At 57.9% G+C, this 18,119-nt stretch carries 14 protein-coding genes; 9 read left to right on the forward strand and 5 right to left on the reverse strand.

Annotation, left to right across the window (positions count from 1 at the left end; translation table 11 throughout):
- Positions 1–2: 2 nt before the first annotated feature.
- Positions 3–1,145, reverse strand: coding sequence for a HupE/UreJ family protein (locus GOV91_RS02900; protein ID WP_171234365.1), 1,143 nt, complete (start codon positions 1,143–1,145; stop codon positions 3–5).
- Positions 1,146–1,314: 169 nt separating this feature from the next.
- On the opposite strand from GOV91_RS02900, the gene GOV91_RS02905 reads away from it, so the two are divergent.
- From GOV91_RS02905 to GOV91_RS02915, 3 genes are all read left to right on the forward strand, one after another.
- Positions 1,315–2,208 (forward strand): PfkB family carbohydrate kinase, encoded by an 894-nt coding sequence (locus tag GOV91_RS02905; protein ID WP_171234366.1) that lies wholly within the window; start codon positions 1,315–1,317, stop codon positions 2,206–2,208.
- On the forward strand, positions 2,205–3,116 hold the full coding sequence (locus GOV91_RS02910; RefSeq protein ID WP_171234367.1) for a pseudouridine-5'-phosphate glycosidase: 912 nt from the start codon (positions 2,205–2,207) through the stop codon (positions 3,114–3,116). Before GOV91_RS02905 ends, GOV91_RS02910 begins: the two co-directional genes overlap by 4 nt.
- A gap of 79 nt (positions 3,117–3,195) precedes the next feature.
- Entirely contained in the window at positions 3,196–3,873 is a 678-nt protein-coding gene (locus GOV91_RS02915) for a DUF502 domain-containing protein (protein ID WP_171234368.1), read from the forward strand.
- Here GOV91_RS02915 and GOV91_RS02920 read toward each other — a convergent pair whose 3' ends face one another.
- Entirely contained in the window at positions 3,874–4,899 is a 1,026-nt protein-coding gene (locus GOV91_RS02920; RefSeq protein WP_171234575.1) for a patatin-like phospholipase family protein, read from the reverse strand.
- A gap of 61 nt (positions 4,900–4,960) precedes the next feature.
- Positions 4,961–5,734 carry a 3-hydroxybutyrate dehydrogenase gene (locus tag GOV91_RS02925; RefSeq protein WP_171234369.1) on the reverse strand — a complete coding sequence of 258 codons (774 nt, stop codon included), beginning with the start codon at positions 5,732–5,734 and terminating at the stop codon, positions 4,961–4,963.
- A 302-nt stretch (positions 5,735–6,036) separates the two neighbouring features.
- Here GOV91_RS02925 and GOV91_RS02930 point away from each other — a divergent pair, with 302 nt between their 5' ends.
- Together GOV91_RS02930 and GOV91_RS02935 are read left to right on the forward strand one after the other, a co-directional pair.
- Complete coding sequence (locus GOV91_RS02930; protein ID WP_171234370.1) at positions 6,037–7,866, forward strand: extracellular solute-binding protein; 1,830 nt, start codon at positions 6,037–6,039, stop codon at positions 7,864–7,866.
- A gap of 542 nt (positions 7,867–8,408) precedes the next feature.
- Positions 8,409–8,648: a hypothetical protein gene (locus tag GOV91_RS02935; protein ID WP_171090321.1), complete on the forward strand. Its 240-nt coding sequence runs from the start codon at positions 8,409–8,411 to the stop codon at positions 8,646–8,648.
- Here GOV91_RS02935 and GOV91_RS02940 read toward each other — a convergent pair.
- Positions 8,637–9,260: a helix-turn-helix domain-containing protein gene (locus GOV91_RS02940; RefSeq protein ID WP_171180003.1), complete on the reverse strand. Its 624-nt coding sequence runs from the start codon at positions 9,258–9,260 to the stop codon at positions 8,637–8,639. The two genes, GOV91_RS02935 and GOV91_RS02940, sit on opposite strands and share 12 nt — an antisense overlap.
- Positions 9,261–9,325: 65 nt before the next feature.
- Here GOV91_RS02940 and GOV91_RS02945 point away from each other — a divergent pair, with 65 nt between their 5' ends.
- From GOV91_RS02945 to GOV91_RS02960, 4 genes are all read left to right on the forward strand, one after another.
- Positions 9,326–10,843: a class I adenylate-forming enzyme family protein gene (locus tag GOV91_RS02945; RefSeq protein WP_171234371.1), complete on the forward strand. Its 1,518-nt coding sequence runs from the start codon at positions 9,326–9,328 to the stop codon at positions 10,841–10,843.
- A complete protein-coding gene (locus GOV91_RS02950; RefSeq protein WP_171234372.1) occupies positions 10,840–11,499 on the forward strand; it encodes a DsbA family oxidoreductase in 660 nt (219 codons plus the stop codon). Before GOV91_RS02945 ends, GOV91_RS02950 begins: the two co-directional genes overlap by 4 nt.
- A 76-nt stretch (positions 11,500–11,575) precedes the next feature.
- The gene (locus GOV91_RS02955; RefSeq protein ID WP_171234373.1) at positions 11,576–12,784 is read left to right on the forward strand and encodes a multidrug effflux MFS transporter; all 1,209 of its coding nucleotides are present in this window, start codon (positions 11,576–11,578) and stop codon (positions 12,782–12,784) included.
- 58 nt (positions 12,785–12,842) lie between these two features.
- The gene (locus tag GOV91_RS02960) at positions 12,843–14,501 is read left to right on the forward strand and encodes a tetratricopeptide repeat protein (RefSeq protein ID WP_171179995.1); all 1,659 of its coding nucleotides are present in this window, start codon (positions 12,843–12,845) and stop codon (positions 14,499–14,501) included.
- Positions 14,502–14,646: 145 nt separating this feature from the next.
- Here the strand turns inward: GOV91_RS02960 and mfd are convergent, their stop codons facing one another.
- Entirely contained in the window at positions 14,647–18,105 is a 3,459-nt protein-coding gene (gene mfd, locus GOV91_RS02965) for a transcription-repair coupling factor (protein ID WP_171234374.1), read from the reverse strand.
- Positions 18,106–18,119: the final 14 nt, after the last annotated feature.

Below are 18,119 nucleotides of genomic sequence, written 5' to 3' on the forward strand. Positions count from 1 at the left end.
CATCAACGCAGCATCCAGGGCTCGGCCAGCCAATACACCCCGAGCCCTGCAATCAGGATTGAGGCCAGAACTGCAATCCGGCTGCGGGTCCTGTGCGAACCGCCAGCAAACAAAAGCGCCAGTCCAAACGCAGCCGATGCAGCCAAAACCAGCGGCACCAAAACCCCAGCCCCAAACCCCAACAACGCTGGAAGCTGATGGTCCGGCGGCACGCCGATAGCCCTAAGAGCCCTTGCCAAAGCTAATCCAAACACTGTTCCGCCAGCAAACACCGTCAACAGGCGCGCGACCTGCAACCGTCGTGCCACGAGGTTCCACAACGCCAGCCCGATGACGAACGCCGTCGGCGCATGTAAACCAACATAGGTCGGCACGTTCAAAACGTCGTAGACAGCCAAGCCAAGCCCAACGAACACGCCAACTGACAGAAACACCACCTGCGCCACGACTGCTCGCAAGGACAAGTACAGAAACACAAGGACCAGGGCAAGCAAGCACGGTGTGAACGGCGCGTTTATGACGTGATCGATCCCCAACGCAAAAAACGTCTGTAGTGTCTGTTGCGGCGTCAAGGATGCCCCTCCGCGCAATGGTATGAGAGGGCTGGTTTCACCAGCCGCCAAGTAACTGGTATAGGGGGCGGCAACGCCCTGCTGCCGCAGCACAATCGGCCCGCCATCAACCGGCCAGCGCAGTTTCAGGTTCGAAGCTTGATCCGGAAAAGGTGCTGTTAGCAGCAGCTTGGTAACACGCGCTTCTTCCTGACCACCGCCTTCAGAGACAACCACGCGTTCCAAAGTCAGTTTCAAACGCTCGGGAACCTGGACTTCGACGTCCTGCACCCACGTTTCAACAAACGCTCTGATCTGTGGCTCCAGTTCCGATGACGCCATCTGCCGCAGTGTCAGATACTGCGGATCCCCGGAAAGAACTTCATGCCGTGTTGGATCAAACCCAAGCAACAGTGCTTCAGCATTCAATCCAACCTCAAGGAACAGCTTTTCATCAGCGATCCAGAAATCAATCAACGTAGGTTGGTCAGATTGCGCCCTCACCGCGCTTGAAGAAAGGAACGCAACGACGAAACAGCTAAGTACAAAGAGGGCAAAGACACGAAGGATGGCCCGAAATACACGGCCGTTCATAAGAAACGCTCCGGAAAAAGAAACAAATCACCAATCATTGTGGTCAATTGTTCCCATGCAGGTCTCGGATCGCAAGCGCAAAAGGCGTAAATGCCGGGTGGTTCGGGAATATCTGACGGTGGTTACGTTCTGACTTGCACGGGCATCACCGCTGCGGCATGACATCCCCATGACTCAGACCAGCAATATCCTATGTATCGGATCGGTCCTTTGGGACGTGATCGGGCGGTCGGCCAGCGCAATGCGGCAAGGTTCCGACGTGCCGGGGCGGATCACGCGCCTGCCTGGCGGCGTTGCGATGAACATCGCCATGACGCTGGTGCGCTTTGGTATGACCCCCACTTTGCTGACAGCCATCGGGCGCGATCCCGAAGGCGATGAACTTGTCCACTCTTGTTCGCGTCTTGGTATGGTGACGGATCACATCTACCGCTCACAGGATTTGCCGACCGACCGCTACATGGCGGTCGAGGGTGCGAACGGGCTGATCGCAGCCATTGCTGATGCGCATTCACTGGAAGCGGCAGGCGCAAAGATCCTACGCCCTTTGATGCACGGACCTTTAGGCTATGAGAACACACCCTTTGAAGGACCCATCGCGCTGGATGGTAACCTGACGCTGGACCTTTTGGAAGAAATCGCCCAGAGCCCCGCTTTTGCCCGCGCCGACCTGCGCGTGGCCCCAGCCTCGCCCGGTAAAGCCGAACGGCTGCTGCCCTTCCTCAAGCGCGCCCGCGCCACGCTTTACGTGAACCTCGAAGAGGCCGGCATCTTGTGCCAGCGCGAATTCACCGACTCCGAATCCGCTGCCAAGGGGCTGCTGGATCGCGGTGCGCTACGCGTGCTGGTGACTGACGGCGGAAACTCAGCCACCGTCGGCAGTTCCGACGAAATCCTGACCCAAACACCCCCGTCCGTTCTGGTCACCCGCGTGACCGGTGCCGGGGATACCTTCATGGCGGCCCATATCGCCTCAGAATCCGGTGGCGCATCCAGTGATGAGGCCCTGACCCGCGCTCTGCACGCCGCTGCAACCTATGTTTCCGGAGAAACCCCACTGTGATCGATATTCAATACTCAGCCGAGGTCCGCGCCGCCAAAGACGCAGGCCAACCCATCGTCGCGCTGGAAAGCACCATCATCACCCATGGAATGCCTTTTCCGCAAAACGTCGAAGTTGCGGCTCAGGTCGAACAGGACATTCGCGATGCGGGCGCAGTTCCGGCAACCATGGCGGTGATTGAAGGCAAACTGCACGTGGGGCTCGAGCCCGACCAACTGCAATGGCTGGGCCAGGCGCAAGGTGTCGCCAAGATCTCACGTGCGGACATGGCAGCTTGCATTTCGACCGGGGGCACCGGGGCCACCACCGTCGCCGCCACCATGATCGCCGCGCATTACGCCGGGATCGAGGTTTTTGCCACCGGCGGCATCGGTGGCGTGCATCAGGGGGCTGAGACGACGTTCGACATTTCTGCCGACCTGCACGAACTTGGCCATACTCCGGTCACGGTGGTTGCTGCCGGCGCCAAAGCCATCCTTGACCTCGCCAAAACGCTTGAAGTGCTAGAGACTTTGGGCGTGCCTGTCATCGCATTTGGGCAGGATGAATTCCCAGCGTTCTGGTCCGCTAAATCGCTGTTTGCTGCGCCCCTGCGCATGGATAGTGCCGACGCCATCGCCAAAGCCCACGCCACGCGCCGCGCGCTAGGTCTGCCCGGCGGACAACTGGTTGCCAATCCAATCCCCGCCGCCGATCAGATTCCGGCCGAGGAACTGGCCCCCATCATCGCCGAGGCTCAGGCCGACGCAGATGCCCACCGCATTACCGGCAAGGCCGTGACCCCATACCTTCTGCAGCGCATTTTCGAAAAAACCGAAGGCCGCTCGTTGACCGCGAACATCGCGCTGGTTCGCAACAATGCGCGTCTCGCAGCCAAAATCGCGCAATCTCTGGTGCAGCAGGGCTGACGCAGCCCTATTGTACCAAAGCGAGGGATTGACTACCTAAACCACGGAAACCATTCGGAACTGCTCACTCGGACCTGCAATGAACACACCTTTCGACGACGAGCCCCACCGCCGCCCCGGCCTGCTGTCCCGGCTGCGCGCTTCATTTCTGACGGGCATCGTCGTCATTGCACCTGTCTGGTTGACGGTCTGGCTGATCTGGTCGGTGGTCGGATGGATCGACAGCGCCGTACTGCCGCTGGTGCCGCAACAGTTCCAACCGGAACAATATGTTGGCATCAACCTGCGCGGCGTGGGTGTGGTGATCTTCCTGATCTTCACTGTGCTCGTAGGCTGGATCGCCAAAGGAATACTGGGCCGTTCACTGATCCATTTCGCCGAAGGCCTGGTCGATCGGATGCCCGTCGTGCGGTCGGTTTATTCCGGGATCAAGCAAATCTCGGAAACGGTCTTTGCTCAGACTGAACGGTCATTTGAAAAAGCCTGCCTGATTCAGTACCCGCGTCGCGGTATTTGGGCCATTGGTTTTGTATCAACAAGCGCGCGCGGTGAGGTCAGCAAACGCGCTGAAACCGGGGGCGAACTGCTCAGCGTCTTTGTACCAACCACGCCCAACCCAACCTCAGGGTTTCTGCTGTTTTTTCCTGCCGAAGACGTGATCTTGCTGGACATGAGCATTGAAGATGCCGCGAAACTCGTAATCTCGGCCGGTCTCGTTTACCCCAACGAAAAAGATCCGACGCAGCCGCCCGAGTGATCAGCCAAACATTGCGGGCAGATCAACTGTACTGTTCTGCCCCAAATCCGCTTTGTGTTTGACAAGAAAGTCATCCGCTGCCCTTCGCCCAGCCTCTTTCAACTTGTGCAGGATGACCGGGTTGGGCACGGTTTTGGTTGCTACAGACAAACTATTCATCAATTCGTTATCCGCAATCATGTGAACCAGTACACGGTTCATTTCCCCGGGTTTCAGTTTTCCCTCTTTCAGCAAACGCTGCACAAAACTGATCGCCCTGAGTTCGCGAAACAGGGATGAGTTGAAGCTGATCTCATTGATCCGGTTCTGGATCTGCTGCGGTGTGACAGGCACCTCATCGCGTTCCAGCGGATTGATATTAACGATAACCACATCGTCGGGCAGATCGTCATTGAACAACGGGTAAAGCGCTGGGTTCCCTGTGTACCCACCGTCCCAATACGCCTCGGTCCGCTCGGTTTCAGGATCGTATATCTCAACGGCCTTGAACAAGGTCGGCAAACAGGCCGAGGCCAGAATGGCGTCGGTTGAAATTTCATCACCCGTAAAGACGCGGATTTTCCCGCTTCGCACGCAAGTGGCACAGACAAACAGGCGCGGGCCTTCATCTGCGCATACTTCGGCGAAATTGAACCGATCAACCACCGCCTCCAACGGATTGCTGTAAAACGGACCATATGCATAAGGCGACACCATTCGGGACCACGCCTCGCCTATGGAATAAGGGACTGAATACTCCATAGCTCTGGAAATCGCTGCAGGCTCCACTCCTCGGAACCAATGGGCCATGCGCATATCGCCAATCGCACCCATACGCGCCCACACCGCATCCAGACTTGCGCGCGCGCCGTCGCGCCCGGCGTGCACCATACCCGACTTGAACGCCGCCCCGTTCAGCGCCCCCGCTGACGTCCCGGTAATGGCCGCAACCTCGACGTCTTCTTCATCCAGAAACCTGTCGAGCACACCCCAGGTGAACGCCCCATGCGCCCCGCCGCCCTGCAATGCCAGATTGATCCGTTTTATGTCCCGACCCCTTCATCTTTTGATTACTCCGGGGGAATGAGGGCAGCGCCCCCACAAAAACTCAGAGTGCCGTCCAGCCGCCATCAACGGAAATGGTCGTCCCGGTAATCTGAGCCGCCGCGTCCGAGCACAGGAACTGCACGGTGCCGCCCAACTGTTCGACAGTGGCGAATTCCTTCGAGGGCTGACGTTCCAGCAGAATGTTCTTCACAACATCTTCACGGCTCATGTTGTATTCCTTCATCGTATCCGGGATCTGCGCCTCGACCAGAGGTGTCAGAACATAGCCCGGACAGATGGCGTTGCAGGTGATCGGCTCTTGCGCGGTCTCAAGCGCGACGGTCTTGGTCATCCCAACCACACCATGCTTTGCAGCAACATAGGCCGCTTTGTAAGGCGAGGCGGTCAGACCATGAGCCGAGGCAATATTGACGATCCGGCCCCAACCCGCCTTACGCATCATCGGCAGTGCAGCAGCTGTGGTGTGGAAAGCCGAGTTCATATTGATCGCAATAATTGCTTCCCATTTTTCGGTCGGGAACTTGTCGATCGGAGAGACATGCTGAATGCCCGCGTTGTTCACCAGAATATCGCAGGCTCCTGCCTGCTCGATCAGTGCACGGCACTCATCGCCTTTGGACATGTCCGCTTTGATGTAGCGCGCGTTGGTTCCGGTCTCTTTCGCTATCTCTGCGGCCAGCGCTTGATCTTCATCCCGATCGGTAAAGGAATTCAAAACCACGTTGGCCCCCGCCTTGGCCAGCTCGCGCGCGACCCCCAGACCGATGCCTGAATTTGATCCTGTAATGATTGCCGTTTTGCCGGAAAGGCTCATGACCGATCTCCCTGATGCGATGTCCTGGCGCACCATGCCATGCTGCACCTGCAAAGAAAACGGGGAAACTATGGAATTGACACCCAGGTCCTGGACATCCCGATCTGCTCAAAAAAAAAACGCCCGCACGAAGCGGGCGTTAAGTTATTGAGGCAGGTTTCATACAGGCAAGAAACCTATCGAGCAGTAAGACCTTTATAAGCAATTCTATGCCTTCGTCCAAGCTAAAAGTTTGATAATAAGAAAAATCATCACTACGGTGATCCCCAACAAAATAAGGCCAGAGCAGGATTGTTTCCAAAATGAGCCCGGATTTTCTCCGACCGTTTCGACAATTTGCGGCGGGAATCGCCAGCATTTTTCTCACGTCTGTCGCCCATGCAGAATCGTCTCATGGCATAGCTATGTATGGGGAACCGGCCCTACCACCGGATTTTGTGTCTCTCCCCTACGCCAATCCAGATGCGCCCAAAGGCGGCAAAGCGGTGTTCGGAAACACCGGCGGCTATAACAGCTTGAACCCGTTTTTGCAAAAAGGCGCCTCCCCGTGGCAATTGCCGTTTTGGACCCATGAAAGCCTGATGGGGCGGTCTTGGGATGAACCTTTCACGCTTTACGGGCTGTTAGCCGAATCAGTTGAGGCAGCACCAGACCGGTCCTGGGTCGAATTCACCCTGCGCGAAGAGGCGCAGTTTTCCGACGGCAGCCCTGTTACGGTCGAAGATGTGATCTGGTCTTATGAGACCCTCGGGACCGAGGGTCATCTGCGCTATCGCGGGCTGTGGGGCAAGATCGACAGTATTGAACAGACAGGACCGCGCTCGGTTCGGATTTCATTCAACGAACCCGACCGGGAACTGGCCTTGCTGGCTGGGATGCGCCCCATCCTGCATAAGGCGCAATGGGAGGGAAAGGATTTTGCAAACGCCACGTTGCAGGATATTCCAATCGGCACCGGCCCTTATGTGATCGACGAGTACGAAGCTGGCCGCTATGTGAACCTGCGTCGAAACCCGAACTATTGGGGTAATGACATCCCGTTTCGCCGCGGCACCATGAACCTCGACGATCTACGGATCGAGTTCTACGGCGACGGCTCTGTCGCATTTGAGGCGTTCAAAGCCGGAGAGCTTTCGGCTGTGCGCGAATTCAACGCCGACAAATGGACCAAGCAATACAACTTCCCGGCCGTTCAGCGCGGAGATGTGATCAAGACCGAAATCCCCCATGGCAAACCGTCCGGGATGACCGGCTTTGTGATGAACACTCGCAAACCACCGCTGGACGATTGGCGGGTGCGCGAGGCGCTGACCCTTGCCTTCAATTTCGAATTTATCAACGACACTGTCACAGGTGGCGCACAGCCGCGTATTTCGTCGTATTTCTCTGGATCTGATCTGGCGATGCAACCCGGACCTGCCCCTGCACCAGTGCAGGCTTTGCTGGCACCTTTCGAAGCAGACCTTACACCCGGCACGCTGGAAGGCTATGAACTGCCGCAAGGCGACGGATCGGAACGGAACAGGCGCAACATTCGCAAGGCCGTCAAGCTTCTGGAAGACGCGGGCTGGACCGTTCAGGATGGTGTGCTGAAAAACGCGGAAGGCCAACCTTTCAAGATTGAAATGGTGATCAGCCAAGGCAGCTTGAATGTTGTGCAGGACGTCAGCACCATTGCCGAGATTTATGCCCGCGCGCTGGAACGTTTGGGCATAGAACTGGTGGTCGATAAAGTCGATGACGCGCAATACACCTCGCGCATGAACGAGCTTGATTTCGACATGACGCCTTTCCGCCGCGCCCTGTCCTTGTCACCAGGAAACGAACAAAGGTTCTATTGGGGCAGTGAATACGTCGACACACCGGGCACGCGCAACCTGATGGGTGTATCCTCGCCTGCCGTTGACGCGATGATCGATGCCATGCTGGCATCTGAAACGCGCGAAGACTTCACAACAGCCACCCGCGCACTGGACCGCGTCTTGACTGCCGGCCGCCTTGTGATCCCGATCTGGAGCTTTGATGTCGGGCGCATCGCGCATGTCCGCGAGCTCAAGTTTCCCGACACGGTGCCGATCTATGGTGACGGTCCGCAGTACATGCCCGACGTTTGGTGGTACGACGCGAAATAAACACTCTTGAACCAACCCGGGTCAGCTGAACCCGGGTTGGTTCGCTTTGCCTGGTGAAAATGCACGGGGTTTGGCGAATTTCTGCTGATCACACCTTGCGGCACCCGGCGCCCATTTGCCGATCGCTGCACACCGGAAGATCGTCACAATCACACAAGTCTGCCATTTGACGTTCACAAAGCTCGTTGAGGTCTATCAATACTTGGTAAGTAAATCGAGGCGCCGTTCAAAATCCTTTATCTACTAGGCAAAACGTGTATACACCCTGTACTTACTAGGTCAGGTGCAGAACTGGCTTCACACATTTCGGCACTGCACCTGAACGCTCCGGCAATGCCGGACAAAGCATAACCGGGCCCGCCACCACTCACACCAAATGCAGGCCCGTCCGCCCGTTGCGGAGGTTTCGCAGCGGGCATCACGCCTCTGATCAATCGCGAAAGATAGGTGCGACATTTTGTCATGTCTTACCCTACGGCAGCCTTTCCGTACGCTGTTGTGGGGGAGAGCAGTCCTAATGGCTACAAAAGGAAAGCTCAAAGATGATGAACTGGACGGATCTTAAACAAGACTGGAGCGCGGCCTACGCACGTGCAAAACGGCGCTTTCCGAACTTGCGGGATCAGGACATGATGCGCGTGTCAAAGGACCGGAAAGGGTTCGAAGCTTATCTGGCAGAGCGTCACCAGCTAACCATGAACGAAGCGCATGAAGAGGTCGAAGATTTCCTGTTTACCGAAGGTCTGAACCGCGAATTCACGCACGCATCACTAAGCAAGTGATGTGACCCAAAGGATCGTTGCATCTTCGTCGCTGACGGAGATGACATTGTGCCCCATGCTGCCATCATAATATGCGCTGTCGCCACGGCGCATTTCGACAGGTTCATAAAACTCAGTAAACAGCCGCACGACACCGGTGAGGACATACATGAACTCTTCACCGTCGTGACGTACCCAGCCTTCAAATTCCTCCATTGACCGCGCCCGTACACGCGCACGGTAGGGCAGCATGTGTTTCTTGGTCAGCGTCTCGGCCAGCAGCTCATGTTCATAGGTGGCCGTGGCATGGGCTGCCCCATCGCCGGATCGGGTCACGGCCATACGGCCAATCACCTGATCACGTTGTGGCGGCGTAAACAGTTGCGGCACTGATATTTCCAAGCCAATCGCCAACTTCTTGAGCGCATCATAGGTAGGCGACATCTGCCCATTTTCTATCTTGCTGAGGGTCGAACGTGCCAATCCCGCCTGCGTGGCGGCTTGTTCCAAAGTCCAATTCCGCGCTTTGCGCAACTCGCGCACCCGTGCGCCAAGGTCCAGTGGTTCGACTTCGGTATGATCACCTGTGTCACGGGCAATTCGGATCAGGGATTTGGGATCTTGAGTGCTCATGCCCTTCTCTATAGGCCCGGTCCGCCGCGCTTGCAACGCGGCAGGCTCCGCGATAGCCAAAGGCCATGTTGTCCATCTTTGATAAAGGGGCGCCTGAGCCCTGCCCCACACCTTTCAATCTGGCGGCGCATGTCCTGGGCCAAGCGGATCGCATCCCCGAAAAGGTTGCCCTATCCGTGCTGCGTGAGACGGGCGCTCAGGATTGGAGCTTTCGCGATCTGAAAACAGCCGTTTTGGGAACTGGCGCTGGGTTGTTGCAAGCAGGCTTGAAGCCCGGCGACATTGCTTTGATGCGGCTGGGCAATACTGTGGATTTCCCGATCGCCTATCTTGGCGCAATTGCAGTGGGCATCGTTCCTGTGCCGACGTCGTCGCAACTGACGGAACCTGAAACGGCGAAAATGATCGCGGATCTTGCCCCAGCGGCCATTCTGCGCGACCCCGACGTTGCCTGCGCCGCGCACCCCAAGCAGATTGGGTTGGATGCTTTGAAAACCATGCGAAACCTGCCTGCAGCCCGTTTTGACATGGGCGACCCCGAGCGCATGGCCTATGTCGTCTACACCTCTGGAACGTCAGGCAAGCCACGTGCGGTGGCCCATGCCCACCGGGCAATCTGGGCGCGGCAGATGATGGTCGATGGCTGGTACGGTCTGCGGGAAAGCGACCGCTTGTGCCACGCGGGCGCGTTCAACTGGACCTATACGCTGGGCACAGGACTGATGGACCCGTGGACCATTGGTGCAACGGCCCTGATCCCGGAACCCGGCACCAGTATTGACGCGCTGCCCACCTTATTGCGCCAGCACCGTGCAACGATCTTTGCCGCCGCCCCCGGTGTCTTTCGAAAGATGCTGCAAACGTCCGAACATATGGAATTGCCCGACCTACGCCATGGCTTATGCGCGGGTGAGAAACTGTCGCGCGCTTTGCATGAGAAATGGGTCACCTGCTCCGGCACCGACCTGTTCGAAGCCTACGGCATGTCCGAATGCTCGACCTTTATCTCTTCAAGCCCGGCCCACCCCGCGCGCAGCGACGCGCTAGGGCAGCCGCAACCCGGGCGTCGCGTGGCGATTCTGGGGACGGACGGCCCGGTGCCGCAAGGACAGGAAGGCACCATCGCCATACACCGCTCGGACCCCGGTCTGATGCTGACCTATCTTAACGCACCAGACGAAGCCGAGGCGCGGATGCAAGGCGACTGGTTTCTGACCGGAGATCAGGGCGCGATGGCGGTAGACGGCCAGATCAGCTATCTGGGCCGAGATGATGACATGATGAACGCGGGCGGCTATCGCGTGTCCCCGGTCGAGGTCGAAGCCGCGTTGTCCCGCTTTCCCGGCATCACGCAGGTTGGCGCAGCCGCTGTCGAGGTCAAACCGGACACATTTGTGATAGCAGCCTTCTATACTGGCCCGGAAAAGCTGGACGATGCAGCCCTGCGCGCCTATGTCGAAGCAAATCTGGCCCGCTACAAGCAACCGCGCGCCTTCATCCACCTGCCTGCCCTGCCAACCGGCGGAAATGGCAAACTCCTGCGCCGGGCGTTGCCGGCCTATTTCGAGGCGCCAAGCAAATGACCCAGACCGTCAAGCTCGACATCCTGTCCGACCCGATCTGCCCGTGGTGCTATATCGGCAAAACCCATTTGGACAAGGCTTTGGCCAATGTCCCTGATCACCCCTTTGTCATCGAATGGCATCCGTTTCAGCTGAACCCCGAAATGCCGGATGCGGGCATGGACCGGCGCCAGTATCTTGAACGCAAGTTCGGCGGCAAGGACGGTGCGGTACGGGCCTATGCTCCGGTGGTGGAGCATGCAGAGAATGCGGGCCTGAAGATCGACTTCGAAGGCATGAAGCGCACGCCCAACACGTTGGACGCCCATCGCCTGATCCATTGGGCCGGAATCGAAGGCAAACAGAACGCTGTCGTCGATGCCCTTTTCGATGCTTACTTCGTGCAAGCCCGTGACATCGGCGACCCTGAAGTACTGTCCGACATCGCCGACAGCGCCGGTATGGACGCCGCCGTGGTCATGAAATTGCTGAAATCTGACGCCGACCGCGAAGATATTCGCAACCGGGACAGCCATTCGCGTGAAATGGGCGTCAGTTCGGTCCCCACCTACATTGTGGCCAATCAACACGCTGTTCCAGGGGCGCAACCCCCTGAGATGTGGGAAAAAGTGATCGCCGAGATCATGTCTCAACTTGAGGCCTCCTCTGCAGAATAGCACAGAGGTCTGTGCGAATTTCCAGTCTGGCTTAACCTGATCCGCCGTGATAGCGCGAACAGGTTAGGAGTTCTTCATGACCAACCGCATGTCGAAGGCGGAATTCATTGCGCTAATCGCAATGATGTTCGCCACTATCGCCTTTTCGATCGATTCAATGCTGCCCGCCCTGCCAGAAATCGGCGCGCAGCTCAGCCCCGATGACATCAATCGGGCACAGTTGATCCTGACCTCTTTTGTGCTGGGCATGGGGATTGGCACATTCTTTACCGGTCCGATCTCGGATGCGCTGGGGCGCAAACCCGTAATTTTCGGCGGCGCAGTTCTTTACATTGCGGCATCTGCGGTTGCGTGGGCCAGTTCCTCGCTCGAGCTGGTTCTGATCGCACGTGTTGTGCAAGGTTTAGGCGCAGCTGGTCCGCGGGTCGTGGCTATGGCTATTATCCGAGACCTTTATTCCGGTCGTGAAATGGCCCGAATCGTATCAATAGCCATGATGATCTTCACGCTGGTTCCAGCCATCGCACCAATGCTGGGTGCGGGTGTGATCGCCCTGTTCGGCTGGCGCGGCATCTTCGTCTCTTTCATCCTGTTTGCACTGATCGTTGTCAGTTGGATGGGTGTTCGCCTGCCCGAATCCCTCGCCGCAGAAAACCGTCGCCCCTTCCGCCTGCCCCTGATGATCGCCGCCGTGCAAGAGATGTTTGCCCACCCCACAGTGCGTCTGTCGATCTTTGTTCAGACACTGTGCATGGGGATGCTGTTTACTATGCTTACCATGGTGCAGCCGGTTTATGATGTGATTTATGATCGGGCCGAAAGCTTTCCCTTCTGGTTCGGCTTCGTCGCCCTGATGTCAGGGTCGGCAAGTTTGCTGAACGCTGCATTGGTCGTGCGTGTCGGAATGCGACGTATGGTGACATTTGCCTTTGGCGCTCAGATCGCCATCACATCGCTGGTCATTCTTCTCAACATGACGAACCTGCCGCCAAACGCCTCATTTGCGCTGTTCGTCTTTTGGCAAACCATGGTTTTCTTCATGGCTGGCATGACAATCGGCAACCTGAACGCCATCGCAATGGAGCCTATGGGCCATATTGCAGGCATGGCAGCTTCGGTGATCGGGGCAATTTCGACTGTGCTGGCAGCCGTCATCGCCGCCCCGATCGGATTGCTGTTCGACGGTTCCATCGCACCTTTGACTTTCGGCATCCTGACCATGTGCGTTCTTGCCTTCGGCCTCATGCTGCATATGGGCCGCTTGGAAGAGCGCCTGCCCGCCTGACCTGTGCAAGCCGTTGGAAACGCGCTACCCTCCGCTCAAGCTGAGGGGAGGGTTTTCAATGAGCGACTACTACGATCTAGGTACATACACCTGCCCAGTTTCCACTTCGAACCCCGAAGCACAACGGTGGTTCGACCGGGGCCTGAACTGGACCTACGGTTATAATCACGAAGAAGCCGTCGCCTGTTTTCAACGCGCGGTCGAGCATGACCCCCAATGCGCCATGGCTCATTGGGGTGTGGCCTATGCGGCGGGTCCGAATTACAACCTGCCCTGGGACTTACAGGACGACCGAGGACGCAAAAAGGCACTGACGCTGGCCCATGACGCAATGCAGAAGGCTTTGGAAAATGCCGATAACTGCACGCCTGTTGAGCAGGCTCTGATCCACGCTCTGCCCGCACGTTACCCGCAATCCGATCCAATCGAGGACATGCACCAGTGGGATCATGACTTTGCTGACGCAATGCGCGCGGCATTTGCAACGCACCAAGATCACCTCGACCTTCGTACAATCTATGTCGAAGCGTTGCTGAACCTAACACCATGGCAGATGTGGGATCTGAATACCGGCCAACCCGCAGAAGGCGCAGCCACACTTGAAGCACAAGAGGTGCTTGAATGGGCCATAGCCAACGATCCCGACGCAATGTCCCATCCTGGCTTGTTGCATCTTTACGTCCACCTGATGGAGATGTCGCCAACGCCAGAAAAGGCACTGAAAGCCGGGGATGTTTTGCGCACATTGGTACCGGATGCGGGCCATCTCGTGCATATGCCGACGCATATCGATGTGCTGTGCGGCCATTACCAAAATGTGGTGCACTGGAATGAAAAAGCCTCGGAAGCTGACTTGAAGTATTACGAACGTGAAGGCGCGTTCAACATCTACACTGGCTATCGTCAACACAACTATCACTTCGCGATTTACGGTGCCCTGTTTCTGGGACAGATCGAACCCGCCCTGCGCGCCAATCAGGGCCTTTGGGATACAACGCCCGAAGAGATGCTGCGTATCGAAAGCCCGCCCATGGCTGATTTCTTCGAAAGCTACATGTCCATGGGGCCGCACATCCTGATCCGGTTTGGCCGCTGGGAAGAGGCCAAGGCGCTGGACCTTCCCTCCGATCCGGACCTTTACCGCACCCTGACAGCCACGACCCACTACGCCCGCGCCATCGCTCATGCCGCAACCGGCGATGTCGTCCACGCCGAAGCTGAAGAGAACCTGTTTCTCGCAGCCAAGGAATGCGTCCCCGAAACCCGCAGACTGCACAACAATCGTGTGGTCGATCTGCTCGAGATCGCACAGGAAATGCTGCGGGGCGAGATCGAATATCGCAAAGGCAACTTCGAAATCGCCTTTGCTCATCTACGTCGCTCGGTCGAGTTGGACGACACCTTGCCCTATGACGAACCCTGGGGTTGGATGCAGCCCACCCGCCACGCGCTTGGGGCATTGCTGTTTGAACAAGGCCATATGGCCGAAGCCGAAGATGTATATCGCGAAGATCTGGGCTTGGGCGGTGCGCTAAGCCGCGCCTCTATCCACCCCGACAATGTGTGGAGCCTGAAGGGGTTGCACGATTGCCTCATGGCGCGCAACGAACAGGTGGAAATCCGCCAAATCAAACAGCGGCTCGACATGGCATTGGCACGAGCCGACCGGATGGTGGCGGCCTCTTGCTTCTGTGCGCAGGCCGCGATGCGTTATTAGTGGGATAGATCGCGCTGCCGCGCGATGCTTCCGGCGGAGGTATTTTTAGCCAGATGAAGCGGGGATCCGTCTCTTCATCTGGCCGCAAATACCTCGGGGGAGATGCGCGGAACGCGCAGCGGGGGCAGCGCCCCCTGCCCACATCTCAACCGGCTTTGGCCTTTTTCTTTTGCGCGACCACTTTTTCAGCAAGGTCGCGGGCGATCGCAAAGGCACCTTTGATCTTGTCACTGTCTTTCTTCCAATCGCGCCGCACAACGATCTTGTTGTCCTTGACCTTGGCCATACCACGCTGATTCTGGATGAATTCGACCAGCCCCTGAGGCGAAGCAAACTTGTCGTTGTGAAACTGAATGGTTGCGCCCTTTGGGCCGCCATCCAGCTTGGCAATCCCGGCGCGCTTGCACATCGCCTTGATGCGAACGACCAGCATCAGAGTGTTGACCTCTTTTGGCAGTTTTCCGAACCGGTCGATCAGTTCGGCGGCGAACCCTTCTAGCTCCACCTTGGTCGAAAGCGAGGACAGGCGGCGATACAAGCCCAAGCGCACATCCAGATCGGGCACGTAATCCTCCGGGATCAGAACCGGCACGCCCAAATTGATCTGCGGGGCCCATTGATCGTCGGCATCCGACAGCCCCTCCATCTCACCTGCCTTGATCTTGGCAATCGCCTCTTCCAGCATGGATTGGTAGAGCTCGTACCCCACGTCGCGCATCTGGCCGGACTGTTCCTCACCCAGAAGGTTACCTGCTCCGCGAATGTCCAGGTCTTGCGACGCCAGAGTGAACCCGGCTCCCAGCGTATCCAGCGAGCCCAGAACGCGCAGGCGTTTTTCAGCCGTGGCGGTCAGCTTCTGACGCGGCTTGGTAGTCAGGTAAGCATAGGCACGAGTCTTCGACCGCCCTACCCGCCCCCGTATCTGATAGAGTTGCGCAAGACCGAACATATCCGCGCGGTGAACAACCATTGTGTTTGCGGTCGGAATATCGAGCCCGCTTTCGACAATGGTCGTGGCCAGCAGCACGTCATATTTGCCGTCGTAAAACGCATTCATTCGGTCGTCGAGTTCACCCGCTGCCATCTGACCATGCGCCACCACATAAGTCAGTTCGGGCAGTTGGTCCTTCAGGAACTCTTCAATCTCCGGCAGGTCCGAAATACGGGATACCACATAGAAACTCTGACCGCCGCGATAGTGTTCACGCAACAGCGCCTCTCGGATCGTGACGGCATCGAACTCGCTGACATATGTTCGGATGGCTAAGCGGTCGATAGGAGGGGTTCCAATGATCGACAGATCGCGCACGCCGGTCAGCGATAATTGCAGCGTCCGAGGTATCGGAGTCGCGGTTAAGGTCAGCACGTGAATGTCGCTGCGCAGTTGCTTCAGGCGTTCTTTGTGACCCACGCCGAAATGCTGTTCCTCGTCGATGATCAGCAAGCCCAGATTGTTAAACCGAATGTTCTTGGCCAGCAGCGCGTGCGTGCCGATCACGATGTCCACCGTTCCGCGTGCCAGACCATCACGGGTTTTCTGCGCCTCTTTCGCGGACACAAACCGCGACAGCTGCCGCACTTCCAGCGGAAAGCCGCGGAACCGTTCCTTGAAGCTTGCCGCGTGTTGGCGGGCCAAAAGTGTTGTGGGTGCCACGACGGCCACCTGCACGCCCGACATGGCCGCCACAAAGGCCGCGCGCATGGCGACCTCGGTTTTGCCAAAGCCCACGTCGCCGCAGATCAGGCGATCCATCGGTGCGCCGGAATGCATGTCTTCCATCACGTCCGAGATGGCCCGTAGCTGGTCATCGGTTTCCTGATAGGGGAAGCGCGCGCTGAACTCTTCCCACGCATGGGGCGGCGGGTCCATCACCGGAGCCTTGCGCAGGGCACGTTCAGCGGCGATGCGGATCAGCTTGTCCGCCATCTCGCGGATGCGTTCCTTCAGCTTGGCTTTCTTGGCCTGCCATGCACCACCACCAAGACGGTCCAGCAAACCTTCGTCATGGCCGTATTTCGACAGAAGTTCGATGTTTTCGACCGGCAGGTACAGCTTGGCTTGCTCGGCGTATTCCAGCAGCAGGCATTCGTGCGCGGCGCCTGCAGCTGTAACGACCTCCATCCCCATGTAACGACCGATCCCGTGGTCCACATGCACCACCAGATCACCGGGGCTAAGAGATTGGGTCTCGGTCAGGAAATTCTCGGCCTTGCGGCGCTTCTTGGGCTGGCGGATCAGGCGGTCGCCCAGAACATCCTGTTCTGCGATCACAGTTAGCCCAGGGGTTTCGAACCCGTGCTCTAACGCCCAGACAACAAGGTGCAAGCCGCGTTTACCGATGCGGGTGCCGTTCGTCACCGGGATGGCCTCGGCCAGACCCTCATCTTCGATCAAACCGGTCAGACGTTCGCGCGCACCTTCTGAATAAGAGGCGATCAACACAGGCCCTTTGTCGAGCTTGGCTGTGATGTGGCTGGCCAAAGCGCCAAACAGGCTGATGTTCTCCTGCTGCCGTTCCGGGGCAAAGTTGCGCCCAATTCGCCCGCCTGCGTCAATGACACCGGGCCCAGATGCCTGCGGCAAGGGACTGAACTGCATCACCCTGCGATCTGCAACTGCTGCCTCCCACGCGGCATCGTCAAGGTACAGCAGCCCCGGGGGTGTGGGTTTGTAAACCGTGTCCATGCGGGACCGGTTTTCCAGCGTCAGACGCCGGGTTTCGTATTGATCAGCAATCGTATCCCACCGCGCCAGACGTGCAGGTGTAACCTGATCATCTAAAGTGATCGTGGCATCCGGCAGATAGTCAAACAAAGTCTCAAGTCTGACGTGAAAAAACGGAAGCCAGTGTTCGATGCCCTGATGTTTGCGCCCCGCACTTACCGCCTCGTAGAGTGGATCATCCGTACCTGCCGCGCCAAATTCGATGCGATAATTCTGACGGAACCGGGTGATAGCGGCCTCTTCCAGAATGACCTCGGATACAGGCGCAAGTTCCACTACGTCCAGCTTTTCAGTGGTGCGCTGAGATACCGGATCAAAGCGACGTGCACCGTCCAGAACGTCTCCGAAAAGATCCAGACGGACAGGACCGGATTCGCCCGGTGGGAAGATGTCGATGATGCCGCCGCGAATGGCATAGTCGCCGGGCTCCATCACTGTTGGGCTTTGGGTGAACCCCATACGCACCAGAAAATTCCTGAGCGCGGTCTCGTCGATGCGCTGATCAACACGCGCGGTAAACGCCGCCTCGCGCAGCACCTCGCGCGCGGGCACGCGCTGGGTCGCGGCATTCAGCGTGGTCAGCAGTACGAATTTCTGCGGCATCTGATGGACCAGTGCCGCCAAAGTGGCCACTCGTGCCGCTGAAATATCCGCGTTCGGCGACACACGGTCGTAAGGAAGACAATCCCAGCCGGGAAACACAAAAACCGGAATGTCGGGGGCAAAGAAGGCCAGCGCGGCGCGCATCGCCTCCATCCGTTTGTCATCTCGTGCGACATGGGCCACCGGTCCGTTGCTGCGGGCGATTTCGTTCAGCACGAGCTGCGCGTCAAACCCTTCGGGGGCACCGCCAACTGTCACGTGGTTCGGAGCCTTCATCGCCTCGCCTTTCA

The sequence above is a fragment of the Ruegeria sp. HKCCA6837 genome (genome assembly GCF_013034475.1).
Lineage (GTDB): Bacteria > Pseudomonadota > Alphaproteobacteria > Rhodobacterales > Rhodobacteraceae > Ruegeria.